The organism is Aeromicrobium terrae (assembly GCF_008039565.1).
Taxonomy (GTDB): Bacteria; Actinomycetota; Actinomycetes; order Propionibacteriales; family Nocardioidaceae; genus Aeromicrobium; species Aeromicrobium terrae.
Window position 1 is genome coordinate 185,974 of the sequence record NZ_VDUX01000005.1, and the last position, 14,706, is coordinate 200,679.

Genomic DNA, 14,706 nt, shown 5'->3' on the forward strand with positions numbered 1-14,706 from the left:
CTGGCGCTCGCCGGGCACTCGACCAGCGAGTGGCAGCGCGCGCTCGCTCGGTGATCGAGTGCCTGCGAGCTCTGCGAGCAGGTGTATCGAGATCACATCGTCAGACGCCGGCTGTTGCCTGCTTCTTCTCAGCAGGCTTGTCGGGCTTCGGGATCTCCCGGAACAGCCAGGTCAGCCTGGGCTCGAACACCGGGCGGAAGACCTTCGCGACGATCGGCGTCATCAGCAGGTTGGCCAGGACGACGGCGCCGAGGATGACCAGCACGGCCGCGCCGGCGCCGTACTCGGTGAGGTCCTCGAACACGTCGTACTTCAGGTTGAGGATCAGGATCACGTAGCCGTGCAGCAGGTAGCAGTAGAACGTGCGGCCGCCGAGGGCCGTCGTCCACGACTTGCTCTTCGGCACGAGCGAGAGGGCCGCGAACGTCAGCACGAAGCCCACGACGAGCAGCTCGGCGCGCTGGGTGATCCCCTCTACCGGGGTGGCCCCGAGCGGGGACTCGTCGTAGCGCTGCTTCCAGAGCAGCCAGTCGGTGGTCCAGCCGGAGGAGTACACGTAGCAGATCACGAAGGCGGTCAGGAGCACGATCGCCGACACCACGCGCACCCGCACCTCGGTGAGCCGTTCGAAGACCTGCCGGTTCATGTGCAGCCCGACCACCCAGAACGGCAGGAAGCCGAGGATCTTCGGCAGCGCCAGCACGTTCGGGATCTCGAACAGGCCCACGGTCAGCGAGATGATGATCGACGTCGTGATCGGGTACTTCAGGGCCCGCCAGATCGGCGTCGTGAGGCGCCAGACGAACAGTGCGGCCATGAACCAGGCCAGCCACTGCGGCGACAGGATCATCATCGGGTCCGGGTCGCCGGTGTAGTGCCGCGTGATCAGCTGCATCGACGTCTCGACGATGAGGTAGGGCACCACGAGGGTGCTGACGATGCGCCGCACCTGCCGGGCGTCGCCCATGTAGCGGCGCGCCGTGTAGCCGGAGATCAGGACGAAGAACGGCATGTGGAACGCGTAGATCCACACGTACACGCCGCGGGCCGAGTCCATGTCGGTGAACTGGGTGAGCGAGTGGCCGATGACCACGAGCAGCATCACCCAGTAGCGAGCGTTGTCGAGGTACGCGACGCGCTCCTTCACCGGAGCGGTCGAGACGGGCAGCGGTTCGAGCGCGCTCATGATGGTTGACTCTAGTTGTGGAGCCTGAGAACCGCCCGTCGCAGACGCAGCGCCTGGGAGCGTATGCCGTCGTCGTGCGGGACGACGCGTTGCTGCTCACCCGCATCTCCGCGATCGGCTACCCGGCCGGGTGGTGGGCGCTGCCCGGTGGCGGCGTCGATCACGGTGAGTCGCCGCACGACGCGGTGGGACGCGAGCTGTACGAGGAGACCGGGCTCCGGGTCGCGAGCCAGCGGCTGGTCGACGTCCACCACGTGCACGTCGTGGAGGTCGGCCGTGGCGACATGTACGAGGACTACCACGGCGTGCACCTGCTCTACGCCGTCGAGATCGAGCCCGGGGGAGAGCCCCGCGTGACCGAGACGGACGGCACCACGGACCTCGCGCGCTGGGTGCCGCTCGACGAGCTGCCGCCGCGAGCACCGGACAAGGCGCCGGGCCGGCTGCTACCGGTGGTCGAGCACGTGCTCGAGAACCTGGATCACTTCTTCTTGGCCGGCGGGTCGTAGAAGAGCATCGCGTAGTTGCCTCGCGCCGACAGGACGTAGGTGGCGGTGGCCCGCTCGCCGTTCTTGCGCTCGGCCGTGTAGGTGGTGCTGACCTCGTTCAGGTCCTCGACGACGTCCTTCGTGGGGGTGCCGACGGTCGAGACGAAGTCCGACGCGATCTGGTCGGCCTGCACGGCGGTCTCCGTGGCGAGCGCGACGAACCGCGGCCGGTAGCCGCTGAGCAGGATCGACGCGCCGAGCGGGGCCTTCCAGCCGTTCAGCAGGCTCGTGGTGGGCGGGGAGTCGACGTCCATCTTCGGCCAGATGAAGTCGGAGGTGTCCTTGCCCGGGGCGTTCTGCGGCACGTCGACGTCGCCGTCCTTCTGGCGGTCGACCTGGCCGCGGCGCGGGTCGCCGATGTAGGCGACCTTCAGCACCATGATCGGGTTCTCGTGGGCCGACGGTGGCGACGTGCGCGTGACGACGTCACCCGGGTCGACCGAGAGGGTGATCCGCAGCTGGCGCTTGTTCTTGGTCTCGCCCTCGGCGCTGACGTCGCAGTGCTGGATGCGACGGTCCTTGGCCTTGCAGTACTCGTCGAGGTCGTCGAGCACCAGGTGCGCGTCCGGGAGCACGGTGGCGATCTGCGCGACCATCCGGCGCAGCACCTCGGTGGGCGACCCGTCGATCCGCATGAGGGAGACCGTGGTGTCCGGCTTGGGCGGGTTCTCGATCGGCTTGAACGTGTCGTCGCCCGGCCGGCTCCCGTTCGTGGGCGTGGGGGTGGGCGACGGCAGCGGGGTGCCCTGGGCCTCGGCCTCCGCACGCTTGCGCTGGTCCTCCGCCTCCTTCTGGGCGAGCGCGGCGTCGAGCTCCGGCTGGTAGGCGGCGATCAGGGCGGCGCTGCGGTAGCGGACGAGCGGCCCCAGCTGTGTGGCGCCGCGCGGGACCTGCAGGCCGTACGCAATGGGGCTGTCCGGTCCGGACTCGTGCTCGGAGACGTCGGCCGGCGTCGGGGTGGGACTGATCGACGACGAGCTGAGCGGCGGCTGGTCGCCGTCGGAGTCGCACGCGGTGAGTCCGACGAGCACCGTGAGCGCAGCCACGACCACGGCGGCTCGTTTCCTCATCTGTTCCCTTCCGCGTAGGTGGTGCCGGTCGACCCGCGTCGGGGTCGTATTCTCGGCATCACGTCGTCGTCATTCTTCCATCCTGAGGAGAACCCCGTGACAGGCCCGACCGGGTTCCGGCCCGACCGACCCGAGAGCGTCTTCACCTATGGTGCTCCCGGACTCAAGTTCGGGGTCGGCGCACGGCACGAGCTCGGGCACGACGTCCGGGAGCTGGGCGCCCGCCGCGTGCTCGTCGTCACCGATCCCGGCGTGGCCGCCACGGGCACGCCGCAGGAGATCGCGGACGCCATGCGGGCCGACGGCGTCGAGTCGGTCGTCTTCGACCGAGCCCGCGTCGAGCCCACGGACGGCAGCATGGTCGAGGCAATCGAGTTCGCCCGCTCGGAGGGACCGTTCGACGCGATCGTCGCGGTGGGCGGGGGCAGCAGCATCGACACCGCGAAGGCGGTCAACCTGCTGGTCACCAACGACGGCGACCTCATGGACTACGTCAACGCGCCGGTCGGCCGCGCTCAGGCGCCCACCAACCCGCTCCTGCCGCTGGTCGCTGTCCCCACCACCACCGGCACGGGCAGCGAGAGCACCACGATCTGCGTGCTCGACGTCGTCAGCCAGCAGGTGAAGACCGGCATCTCGCACCCCCGGCTGCGCCCGACGCTCGCCGTCGTCGATCCCGAGCTCACGGTCACGCAGCCGGCCGGCGTCACCGCGGCCGCCGGCCTCGACATCCTGTGCCACGCCCTGGAGAGCTACACGGCGCGGCCGTTCACGTCGTACGAGCACAAGGCGGCGGGCGAGCGCGTCCCGTACTGCGGCTCCAACCCGATCTCGGACCTGTGGTCCGAGCAGGCGCTGACCTTGATGGCCGGCGCCTTCCGCACGGCCGTCCAGCGCGGCTCGGACCTCGAGGCGCGCATCCAGGTGGCCATGGCAGCCACGTTCGCCGGCCTCGGCTTCGGCAACGCCGGTGTGCACATCCCGCACGCGAACGCCTACCCGATCGCCGGTCAGGTCCGCGACTTCCGGCCCGACGGCTACGACGCCGACCACGCGATGGTGCCGCACGGGATGGCCGTCTCGCTCACGGCGCCGGCGGCCTTCGGCTTCACGTTCGACGCCGCGCCCGACCGGCACGTCCGGGCGGCCCAGCTCCTCGCGCCCGACGCCGACCGCCCCGACGACGCGTCGCAGTTCCTGCCCGACGTCCTCACCGGGATCATGCGCGACGTCGGCATCCCGTCCGGGCTCGCCGAGATCGGCTACGGCTCCTCCGACGTCGACGCCCTGGTGGAGGGCACGATGAAGCAGCAACGCCTGCTCGCCACGGCGCCGCGGGAGGTCACCGAGGACGACGTCGCCGGGATCCTCACCGAGTCGATCGAGCTTTGGTGAGCCGCGAGGTCGTCAGCGCGCTGCGGAAGCGTGGCGTCGCAGACGTGGACGACTCGTCGCTGACGCGGGCCCTGTACAGCAGCGACGCGTCGCTCTACCGCGTCGTGCCGCAGGTCGTGGTCCGGCCGCGCGACGTCGACGAGGTGCTCGCGGTGGTCGACGCGGCCGCGGAGACCGGCGTGCCGCTCACCTCGCGCGGAGCCGGCACGTCCATCGCCGGCAACGCCGTGGGCACCGGGATCGTCCTCGACTTCTCCAAGCACCTGAATGGGGTGCACGACGTCGACGTGGACGCACGCACCGCGGTCGTGGATCCGGGCGTCGTCCACGCCGCCCTGCAGCGGGTCGTCACGCCGCTCGGCCTGCGGTTCGGCCCGGACCCGTCCACGCACACGCGCTGCACGATCGGCGGGATGATCGGCAACAACGCCTGCGGCTCGCGCGCGCTCGGCTACGGCCGCACCGCCGACAACGTGGCCGCGCTCGACGTCGTCACCATGGCGGGGGAGCGGCTGAGCCTGGGCACCGGGCCGGTGGAGTCCGCGACCCTCGACGACCTCCAGCGCGTCGTCGGCTCGGGCCTGGAGACCGTCCGCACCGAGCTCGGCCGGTTCGGGCGCCAGGTGTCCGGCTACTCGCTGGAGCACCTGCTGCCGGAGCACGGCTTCGACGTCTCGACGTTCATGGCCGGCACGGAGGGCACGCTCGTCACCATGACCCGGGCGACCGTCCGGCTCGTCCAGGACCCGCTGCACCGCCAGCTGCTCGTCCTCGGCTACCCGTCGATGTTCGAGGCCGCCGACGACGTCCCCGCGCTCCTGCCCCTGGGTCCCACCGCCTGCGAGGGGCTCGACTCGCGCATCGTCGACGTCGTCCGTGCCGCCGGCAAGGCCGTGCCGCCGCTGCCGTCCGGACAGGGCTGGTTGTTCCTGGAGATCGCCGGCGACGACGCCGACGACGTCGCCGAGCGGGTCATGAAGGCGCGCGCCGCCACCTCCGCCGTCGACGCGCGGCTCGTCGAGTCCGCCGCCGAGCAGGCTGTCCTGTGGCGCATCCGCGAGGAGGGCGCCGGCCTGGCCACGCGCACGTTGCCCGGCAAGGCGCTGTCCGGCTGGGAGGACGCCGCGGTGCCGCCGGAGCGGCTCGGCACGTACCTGCGGAAGTTCGACGGCCTGCTGCGCCAGTACGGGCTCGACGGCGTCCCCTACGGCCACTTCGGTGACGGCTGCGTGCACGTGCGCATCGACTTCCCGCTCGACGAGCCGGACGGGCACGGCGTCTTCCGGCGGTTCCTGTTCGACGCCGCCGACCTCGTCGCCGGCCACGGCGGCTCGCTCTCGGGGGAGCACGGCGACGGACGTGCCCGCTCCGAGCTGCTGCCGCGCATGTACTCGCCTGAGGCGATCGCGCTGTTCGCCCAGGTCAAGCGCGTCTTCGACCCGCGCAACCTGCTCAACCCCGGCGTCCTCGTCGACCCGGCACCGGTCGACGCCGACCTCCGCGGTCCGGAGTCGTCCGTCGGCCGTCTCGAGCGGCGCGGCGGGCTGCGGCTCCTGCACGACGGCGGCGACCTCGGCCGCGCGGTCCACCGCTGCACCGGTGTCGGCAAATGCCTGGCGGCCAACCAGACGTCCGGCGGCGTGATGTGCCCCTCGTACCAGGCCACCCGCAACGAGAAGGACTCCACCCGCGGCCGCGCCCGGGTGCTGCAGGAGATGGTCGCCGGCGGGGGTGCCGGGCCGTGGACGGCTGATGGGGACGGCCGCCTGGTCACGGGCGGGTTCGCGGCGCCGGAGGTTCACGAGGCGCTCGACCTGTGCCTGTCCTGCAAGGGCTGCCTCGGCGACTGCCCCACGGGCGTCGACATGGCCACGTACAAGTCCGAGGTGCTGCACCAGACGTACCAAGGCCGTCGTCGCCCGCGCAGCCACTACGTCCTCGGCCGTCTGCCGTTCTGGGCCCGCCTCGTCTCCCCGGTCGCCCGCCTGGTGAACCTCTCGCTGCGCGTCTGGGGCCTCCAGCACGTCGCCCGCTGGGTGGCCGGCGTCGACCAGCGCCGCAGCCTCCCCACCTTCGCCACCAGGCGCTTCTGGAGGCTTTCGACCACGGTCCTCGAGCCCGTCGACAGGACGGGGCCACGAGTCCTCCTCTGGGCCGACTCGTTCACCGAGTACTTCTCGACGGCGAGCGGCGTCGCGGCGGTGAAGGTCCTCGAGGACGCCGGCTACCAGGTCGAGACGCTCGAGCGGCCGCAGTGCTGCGGGCTCACCTGGATCACCACGGGTCAGCTCGACGCCGCCCGCGAGCTCGTCGCGAAGGCCGTCGCACAGCTCCACCCGTACGTCGCGGCGGGCGTGCCCGTCGTCGGGCTCGAGCCGTCCTGCCTCTCGGTGCTGCGCTCCGACGCGGTCGAGCTGGTCGACGACCCGCGTGCCGCGGAGGTCGCGACCGGCGTCTTCACGCTGGCCGAGCTGCTCGCGCGGACCGACGGCTGGACCCCGCCCGACCTGTCGGGCACCGAGGTCGTGGTGCAGCCGCACTGCCACCAGGCGTCGGTGATGGGCTTCGAGGCCGATCTCGCCGTCCTCGAGCGCGGCGGCGCGACCGTCACGCGGCTCGGCGGCTGCTGCGGCCTGGCCGGCAACTTCGGCGTCGAGAAGGGCCACTACGAGGTCTCCGTGGCCGTCGCGGAGACCCAGCTCCTCCCCGCCGTGCGCGCCGCCGGGCCCGACGCGGTGATCCTGGCCGACGGCTTCTCCTGCCGCACCCAGCTCGACGACCTCGCCCACGTGCAGGCCGTCCACCTCGCACAGCTCCTGGCCCACCCCCCGGTGGTCGAGTAGCCGCGAGGAACGAGCGGCATATCGAGACCACGGTCGGTGGTCTCGATACACCTGCTCGCTGGCGCTCGCAGGCACTCGACCACCGGAGGCACCTCGGTTTGGAATCTCCCGCCTCGATTCGGTAGTCTTGAGCGCTGTGCCTGATGTTTGTCAGGCCGACGGTCGTGCCCCCTGATTCCAGAGGCGGCGGTGATCGTCGCCCAGTACGTCAGCAACGCATCCCCGCCCGTCCAGGACAACGAAAGAAGTTGTGTAGTGCCCACGATCAACCAGCTGGTCCGCAAGGGCCGCCAGACCAAGGTGGTCAAGACCAGCACGCCCGCCCTCAAGGGTTCGCCTCAGCGCCGTGGCGTGTGCACCCGCGTGTACACGACGACGCCGAAGAAGCCGAACTCCGCGCTGCGCAAGGTTGCCCGTGTGAAGCTCTCCAGCGGTACCGAGGTCTCGGCCTACATCCCCGGTGAGGGGCACAACCTGCAGGAGCACTCCATCGTGCTCGTGCGCGGTGGCCGAGTGAAGGACCTCCCGGGTGTGCGTTACAAGATCGTTCGCGGCTCCCTCGACACGCAGGGCGTGAAGGGCCGCAAGCAGGGGCGCAGCAAGTACGGCGCGAAGAAGGAGAAGTAATGCCTCGCAAGGGTCCCGCCCCGAAGCGGTCCATCGAGACCGATCCGGTGTACTCCAGCCAGCTCGTGACGCAGCTGATCAACAAGATCCTCGTCGACGGCAAGAAGCAGACCGCTCAGCGCATCGTCTACAACGCGCTCGAAGGCACCCGCGAGAAGACCGGCACCGATCCCGTCGTCACCCTCAAGCGCGCGCTCGACAACGTCAAGCCCAGCCTCGAGGTCAAGAGCCGTCGCGTCGGTGGCGCCACGTACCAGGTGCCGATCGAGGTCCGTCCCACGCGACAGACCACGCTGGCCCTCCGCTGGCTCGTCAAGTACTCCGGCGAGCGCCGCGAGAAGACCATGTCCGAGCGCCTGATGAACGAGCTGCTCGACGCCTCCAACGGTCTCGGCGGCAGCGTCAAGAAGCGCGAGGACACCCACAAGATGGCCGAGGCCAACCGCGCCTTCGCCCACTACCGCTGGTAATCCAGCACCACTTTCGACGTAAGGAACTGGTAGCTCACCGTGGCAACCGACATCACCACTGACCTCACCCGTGTTCGCAACATCGGCATCATGGCGCACATCGATGCCGGCAAGACGACCACGACCGAGCGCATCCTCTTCTACACCGGCATCAACTACAAGATCGGTGAGGTCCACGAGGGCGGCGCCACGATGGACTGGATGGAGCAGGAGCAGGAGCGCGGCATCACCATCACGTCCGCCGCGACGACCTGCTGGTGGAAGAACCACCAGATCAACATCATCGACACCCCCGGTCACGTCGACTTCACCGTCGAGGTCGAGCGCTCGCTGCGCGTCCTCGACGGCGCCGTCGCCGTCTTCGACGGCGTGGCCGGCGTCGAGCCCCAGTCCGAGACCGTCTGGCGCCAGGCCGACAAGTACGGCGTCCCGCGCATGTGCTTCATCAACAAGCTCGATCGCACCGGCGCCTCGTTCGACTTCTGCGTGAAGACCATCCGTGAGCGTCTCGGCGCCACCCCGCTGGTCCTGCAGCTCCCGATCGGCGCCGAGGCCGACTTCATCGGCGTCGTCGACCTGGTCGGCATGCGCGCCCTCGTCTGGCGCGGCGAGACCGCGATCGGCGAGGACTACGAGGTCGAGGAGATCCCGGCCGAGCTCGCCGACGCCGCGGCCGAGGCCCGCGAGGCCCTGCTCGAGACGCTGGCCGACGCCGACGACGAGATCGCCGAGCTGTACCTCGAGGGCGGCGACATCTCCGTCGAGGACCTCAAGGCCGGCATCCGCCGCGCCACGCTGTCCGCGTCGCTCAACCCGGTGCTCTGCGGCACCGCGTTCAAGAACAAGGGCGTCCAGCCCCTGCTCGACGCCGTCATCGACTTCCTGCCCTCGCCGATCGACGTCGGCGCGGTCAAGGGCCACGACGCCAAGGACGAGAGCCAGGACGACTTCCGCGAGCCCTCCGAGGACGCGCCGTTCGCCGGCCTGGCGTTCAAGATCGCGGCCGACCCGCACCTGGGCAAGCTGACGTTCGTCCGCGTGTACTCCGGTCGTCTCGAGGCCGGCACGATGGTCCTCAACGTCACGAAGGGCCGCAAGGAGCGGATCGGCAAGATCTACCAGATGCACGCGAACAAGCGTGAGGAGATCGCGTCGGTCGGCGCCGGCCAGATCGTCGCCGTCATGGGCCTGAAGGACACCACCACCGGTGAGACCCTGGCCGACTCGAACAAGCCGATCGTCCTGGAGTCCATGACGTTCCCGGCTCCGGTCATCCAGGTCGCCATCGAGCCCAAGACCAAGAGCGACCAGGAGAAGCTGGGCACCGCGATCCAGCGCCTCGCCGAGGAGGACCCGACGTTCCAGGTCCACACCGACGAGGAGACCGGTCAGACGATCATCGCCGGCATGGGCGAGCTGCACCTCGACATCCTGGTCGACCGCATGAAGCGGGAGTTCAAGGTCGAGGCCAACGTCGGCAAGCCGCAGGTCGCGTACCGCGAGACCATCAAGCGCGAGGTCACGGGCCACAGCTACACGCACAAGAAGCAGACCGGTGGCTCCGGCCAGTTCGCGAAGGTCATCATCGGCATCGCCCCCACGGGCGTGCAGTTCGGTGGCGAGGGCGGCTACGAGTTTGTCAACGAGGTCACCGGTGGCCGCGTCCCGAAGGAGTACATCCCCTCGGTCGACGCCGGTGCGCAGGAGGCCATGGAGTTCGGCGTCCTCGCCGGCTACCCGATGGTCGACGTCAAGGTCACCCTCGAGGACGGCGCGTACCACGACGTCGACTCCTCCGAGCTCGCGTTCAAGCTCGCCGGATCGATGGCGTTCAAGGAGGCTGCGCGCAAGGCCGACCCGGCCCTGCTGGAGCCGATGTTCGCCGTCGAGGTCACCACGCCCGAGGACTACATGGGCGACGTGATCGGCGACCTCAACTCGCGCCGTGGCCAGGTCCAGTCGATGGACGAGGGCTACGGAGGCGCCAAGCTGATCAAGGCTCTGGTGCCGCTGTCCGAGATGTTCGGGTACGTCGGCGACCTGAGGTCGAAGACCTCGGGCCGTGCGTCATACTCGATGCAGTTCGACTCTTACGCCGAGGTTCCCAAGGCCGTCGCGGAGGAGATCATCAAGAAGGCCCGCGGCGAGTAGCAACGGGACCATCCCTATAAGGTGGCCTGAGGTTCTCCACGGACCCGACGGCGTTTTTTCACGACAATCACTAATCAGAAGGAGCCCCAGTGGCTAAGGCGAAGTTCGAGCGGACCAAGCCGCACATGAACATCGGCACCATCGGTCACATCGACCACGGCAAGACCACCTTGACCGCGGCGATCACCAAGGTGCTGCACGACAAGTACCCCGATCTGAACGAGGACTACGCCTTCGACCAGATCGACAAGGCGCCCGAGGAGAAGCAGCGCGGCATCACGATCTCGATCGCGCACGTGGAGTACCAGACGGAGAACCGTCACTACGCCCACGTCGACTGCCCCGGCCACGCCGACTACGTCAAGAACATGATCACCGGCGCGGCTCAGATGGACGGTGCGATCCTCGTGGTCGCCGCCACCGACGGCCCGATGCCGCAGACGCGTGAGCACGTGCTGCTCGCCCGCCAGGTCGGCGTGCCGGCCATGGTCGTGGCGCTCAACAAGTGCGACATGGTCGACGACGAGGAGATCCTGGAGCTCGTCGAGCTCGAGGTCCGCGAGCTGCTCAACGAGCAGGAGTTCGACGGCGACAACGTCCCCGTCGTGAAGGTCGCGGCGCACCCCGCCCTCCAGGGCGACGCCAAGTGGGGCGAGTCGATCCTCGAGCTCATGGCCGCGGTCGACGAGTACATCCCGCTGCCCCCGCGTGAGACGGACAAGCCGTTCCTCATGCCGGTCGAGGACGTCTTCACGATCACCGGTCGTGGCACCGTCATCACCGGCCGCATCGAGCGCGGTGTCGTCAAGGTCAACGAGACCGTCGACATCGTCGGCATCCGCGAGGAGAAGCAGACCACCACGGTCACGGGCATCGAGATGTTCCGCAAGCTCCTCGACGAGGGCCAGGCCGGCGAGAACGTGGGTCTGCTCCTCCGCGGCACCAAGCGCGAGGACGTGGAGCGCGGCATGGTCGTCATCGCCCCCGGCTCGACGACCCCGCACACCGAGTTCGAGGGCCAGGTCTACATCCTGTCCAAGGACGAGGGTGGCCGTCACACGCCGTTCTTCAACAACTACCGTCCGCAGTTCTACTTCCGCACCACGGACGTCACCGGCGTCGTCACGCTGCCCGAGGGCACCGAGATGGTCATGCCGGGCGACAACACCGAGATGAGCGTTCAGCTGATCCAGCCGATCGCCATGGAGGAGGGCCTGCGCTTCGCCATCCGCGAGGGCGGCCGCACCGTCGGCGCTGGTCGCGTGACGAAGATCAACAAGTGAGCTGACGCTCGCTGACAGCGAGGCCCCCGGACCATCGGTCCGGGGGCCTCGTGCATGCCAGTCGCCGTGGGGTGGATGGTTTACCAGGTTCAGTAGGCAAGCTGACACATCACACGGCAGATCTGCCCGGTGATGTGTGAGGTTGCCTTGTGACGTCGGGAGACGACGTCGAATTGCCTACTGAACCTGGTAAACCGACAACCGGGCGCCACGACGAACCGATCAGATGCGGACTAGCCTCGAGGTATGGGGCACGACCACGCGCACGGCAGCGGCGTCCGGCACCGCGGACGCCTGATCGTCGCGCTCGCGCTGTCGCTGACGGTGCTGGTGGTCGAGGCGATCGCGGCCTGGCTCACCGACAGCCTCGCCCTGCTGGCCGACGCTGGTCACGTGCTCGGCGACTCGGCCGGCATCGTCATGGCCCTGGCGGCCGTCACCGTCGCCCAGATGGGGCGGCCCGGTTCCCGCCGCACCTTCGGGTATCACCGCACCGAGGTGCTCGCGGCGGGCTTGAACGGTCTCGTGCTGGTCGGCCTGGCGGCGTGGGTCGTCGTGTCCGCCGTGCGCCGATTCGGCGACGGTCCGGAGATCGACGCCGTCCCGGTGCTGATCGCAGCCGGCGTGGGCCTCGTGGCCAACGTCGTCGCCCTGCTGGTGCTGCGTGACGGCGCGCAGGAGAGCCTCAACGTCCGCGGCGCGTACCTGGAGGTCCTCGGCGACGCGCTGGGGTCCGTCGCCGTCATCGCGTCCGCCGTGGTGGTCCTTACCACGGGATGGGACGCCGCCGACGCCGTGGCTTCGTTGCTGATCGCCGCGATGATCGTCCCGCGGGCGATCTCGCTGCTCCGGGAGGTCGCCGAGGTGCTCCTGGAGGGCACGCCCCGCGACGTCGACCTCGACGAGCTGCGCAGCCACCTCCTCGGCTGCACGGGCGTCGTGGACGTCCACGACCTGCACGTCTGGACCATCACGTCGGGGATGCCGGTGATGAGCGCCCACGTCGTGGTCGACGACTCGGTCACCCGGATGGGCCAGGCCCACGAGGTGCTCGACCAGCTGTCCGCCTGCCTGTCCGACCACTTCGACGTCGAGCACTCCACGTTCCAGATCGAGCCCGCCGGGCACGTCGACAGCGAGCCACACATCCACCACTGACGCGATCCGGGACGTTCCCGTAACGGCCGGACGGTGCCATGGCGTCATGACCGATGCCAGCACCGTCGTCCGGGTCCGTCTCCTCGCCGTCGTCCTCGCGGTCACCGCGATCGCCACGGTGCCCGGCGGAGTCCTGTGGCCGGACACGTCCACCGGCGAGGAGAGCTACGCGTTCTCCGACGTCGAGCCGATCCGCCAGACCTGGTTCGCCGTGCTCCTGGCCATCGCCGTGGTGGCGGCGGTCAACGTGCCTGCGCAGGCCCTGGTCACGGTGCTGCTGGTGCGGGCTCGGGGCGCCGCCTGGGCCACGTGGGGAGCGGCCCTGATGTGGGTCGGCATCGCGCTGCAGGCCGCGGGCGCCGCGTTCCTTGCCGGTGCGTACTACTTCCCGACCGACCCGTCCGTGCCGCGGTCGGCCGGCGAGGCGGTGTTCAGCGCCGCGGCGGACGACCAGGGGCACCTGTACGGCGTCCTGGTCGCGGGAGCACTGACGGTCGTGGTCGGCACGGTCTTGCAGGTCGTGGGGCTGTTCAGGGCCCGGGTCGTGCGGGTGTGGGTGCCGCTCGCGCTGCTGTTCTCCGTGCTCACGTTCCTGGTGCCCGGCAACGGTGTGGTGGGCCTCGTGACGAGCCTTCCCATGGCCGCCGGGTCCGTCGCGCTGGCGTGGTGCGCCTGGCGCATGGTGGACTGACCTGCCAGGCCGAAATCGAGGCCCACCCCGATTTGTCTTTCACCGCGGGCGTCTGTCAGACTAGTGCGGTTGCTCCGGCCTGGTCGCTGGGGCGTTCTCCCCGGTACTCACGACCGGATCAGAGAGAGCGTCACGTGCGTCGGGCCTGATCGGCGGAGCCCCCTGGGAGCCCCGGTCCAACCACCCAACTCGAGAAGTGTGACGTCGACGTGCGCGGTCATGTCCGCGACACGCCCGACCTCGGGGGTCGGCGGGGAGCATCCCCGTTGGGGCAACCGAATGCAGACCAAGAGAAGGACGAAAGAGCATGGCGGGACAGAAGATCCGTATCCGGCTCAAGGCCTATGACCACGAGGTCATCGACACCTCGGCGCGCAAGATCGTCGACACCGTCACCCGGACCGGCGCCAAGGTCGCCGGCCCCGTGCCGCTCCCGACCGAGAAGAACGTCTTCTGCGTCATCCGGTCGCCGCACAAGTACAAGGACAGCCGCGAGCACTTCGAGATGCGCACCCACAAGCGGCTCATCGACATCATCGACCCCACGCCGAAGACCGTCGACTCGCTCATGCGACTCGACCTGCCGGCCGGTGTCGACATCGAGATCAAGCTCTGAGAGGGGACCGAGCATGACTAGCACGCACGTCACGTCGCGCGGCCTCCTCGGTCGCAAGCTGGGCATGACCCAGGTGTGGGACGCCGACAACCAGATCGTCCCGGTCACGGTCGTCGCCGCCGACACCAACGTCGTCACGCAGATCCGCACGCGCGAGACCGACGGCTACAGCGCCGTCCAGCTCGGCTTCGGCGAGATCGACGGCCGCAAGGTCAACAAGCCGGCCGCCGGACACTTCGCGAAGGCCGGCGTCACGCCGCGCCGCCACGTCGTCGAGATCCGCACCGAGGCCGTCGCCGACTACACGCTGGGCCAGGAGATCTCCCCGGAGATCTTCGCCGCCGGCGACCTGGTCGACGTCACCGCCACCAGCAAGGGCAAGGGCTTCGCCGGCGTCATGAAGCGTCACGGCTTCGCCGGCGTCAGCGCCTCGCACGGCGCCCACCGCAACCACCGCAAGCCGGGCTCGATCGGTGGCTGCGCCACCCCGGGCCGCGTCTTCAAGGGTCTGCGCATGGCCGGTCACATGGGTACCGACACCGTGACCACCCAGAACCTCACCGTCCACGCCGTCGACACGGACAAGGGCGTCATCCTCGTGAAGGGTGCCGTTCCGGGTCCGAAGGGCGGCCTCGTGGTCATCCGTTCCGCTGCGAAGGGTGCATGAA

General features: G+C 69.5%; 13 protein-coding genes. 11 read left to right on the top strand and 2 right to left on the bottom strand.

Translation table 11 applies throughout. From position 1 onward, the window contains the following. Positions 1 to 100: 100 nt before the first annotated feature. Entirely contained in the window at positions 101 to 1,186 is a 1,086-nt protein-coding gene (locus tag FHP06_RS11995; RefSeq protein WP_147687015.1) for an acyltransferase family protein, read from the bottom strand. Positions 1,187 to 1,203: 17 nt separating this feature from the next. On the opposite strand from FHP06_RS11995, the gene FHP06_RS12000 reads away from it, so the two are divergent. Further along, positions 1,204 to 1,695 carry an NUDIX domain-containing protein gene (locus FHP06_RS12000; protein ID WP_187271914.1) on the top strand — a complete coding sequence of 164 codons (492 nt, stop codon included), beginning with the start codon at positions 1,204 to 1,206 and terminating at the stop codon, positions 1,693 to 1,695. Here the strand turns inward: FHP06_RS12000 and FHP06_RS12005 are convergent. Further along, positions 1,668 to 2,804, bottom strand: a complete 1,137-nt coding sequence (locus FHP06_RS12005; protein ID WP_147687017.1) for a hypothetical protein — start codon at positions 2,802 to 2,804, stop codon at positions 1,668 to 1,670. The two genes, FHP06_RS12000 and FHP06_RS12005, sit on opposite strands and share 28 nt — an antisense overlap. A 96-nt stretch (positions 2,805 to 2,900) precedes the next feature. On the opposite strand from FHP06_RS12005, the gene FHP06_RS12010 reads away from it, so the two are divergent. The 10 genes from FHP06_RS12010 to rplC all read left to right on the top strand — a co-directional run bounded on the left by FHP06_RS12010 (position 2,901) and on the right by rplC (position 14,705). Further along, positions 2,901 to 4,199 (top strand): hydroxyacid-oxoacid transhydrogenase, encoded by a 1,299-nt coding sequence (locus FHP06_RS12010; RefSeq protein ID WP_147687018.1) that lies wholly within the window; start codon positions 2,901 to 2,903, stop codon positions 4,197 to 4,199. Then, positions 4,196 to 7,042, top strand: coding sequence for an FAD-binding and (Fe-S)-binding domain-containing protein (locus tag FHP06_RS12015; RefSeq protein ID WP_230973498.1), 2,847 nt, complete (start codon positions 4,196 to 4,198; stop codon positions 7,040 to 7,042). Before FHP06_RS12010 ends, FHP06_RS12015 begins: the two co-directional genes overlap by 4 nt. Positions 7,043 to 7,297: 255 nt before the next feature. Beyond that, positions 7,298 to 7,669 (top strand): 30S ribosomal protein S12, encoded by a 372-nt coding sequence (gene rpsL / locus FHP06_RS12020; RefSeq protein ID WP_147687091.1) that lies wholly within the window; start codon positions 7,298 to 7,300, stop codon positions 7,667 to 7,669. Beyond that, complete coding sequence (gene rpsG, locus FHP06_RS12025) at positions 7,669 to 8,139, top strand: 30S ribosomal protein S7 (protein WP_147687020.1); 471 nt, start codon at positions 7,669 to 7,671, stop codon at positions 8,137 to 8,139. Before rpsL ends, rpsG begins: the two co-directional genes overlap by 1 nt. A gap of 39 nt (positions 8,140 to 8,178) precedes the next feature. After that, positions 8,179 to 10,290: an elongation factor G gene (fusA, locus tag FHP06_RS12030; RefSeq protein ID WP_147687021.1), complete on the top strand. Its 2,112-nt coding sequence runs from the start codon at positions 8,179 to 8,181 to the stop codon at positions 10,288 to 10,290. Positions 10,291 to 10,379: 89 nt separating this feature from the next. Then, complete coding sequence (tuf, locus tag FHP06_RS12035) at positions 10,380 to 11,573, top strand: elongation factor Tu (RefSeq protein WP_147687022.1); 1,194 nt, start codon at positions 10,380 to 10,382, stop codon at positions 11,571 to 11,573. 246 nt (positions 11,574 to 11,819) lie between these two features. After that, a complete protein-coding gene (locus tag FHP06_RS12040) occupies positions 11,820 to 12,731 on the top strand; it encodes a cation diffusion facilitator family transporter (protein WP_147687023.1) in 912 nt (303 codons plus the stop codon). Positions 12,732 to 12,777: 46 nt separating this feature from the next. Next, complete coding sequence (locus FHP06_RS12045; RefSeq protein WP_147687024.1) at positions 12,778 to 13,422, top strand: hypothetical protein; 645 nt, start codon at positions 12,778 to 12,780, stop codon at positions 13,420 to 13,422. 307 nt (positions 13,423 to 13,729) lie between these two features. Then, a complete protein-coding gene (gene rpsJ, locus FHP06_RS12050) occupies positions 13,730 to 14,038 on the top strand; it encodes a 30S ribosomal protein S10 (RefSeq protein WP_007078637.1) in 309 nt (102 codons plus the stop codon). Positions 14,039 to 14,051: 13 nt separating this feature from the next. Further along, entirely contained in the window at positions 14,052 to 14,705 is a 654-nt protein-coding gene (rplC, locus tag FHP06_RS12055; RefSeq protein ID WP_147687025.1) for a 50S ribosomal protein L3, read from the top strand. Position 14,706 lies beyond the last annotated feature (1 nt).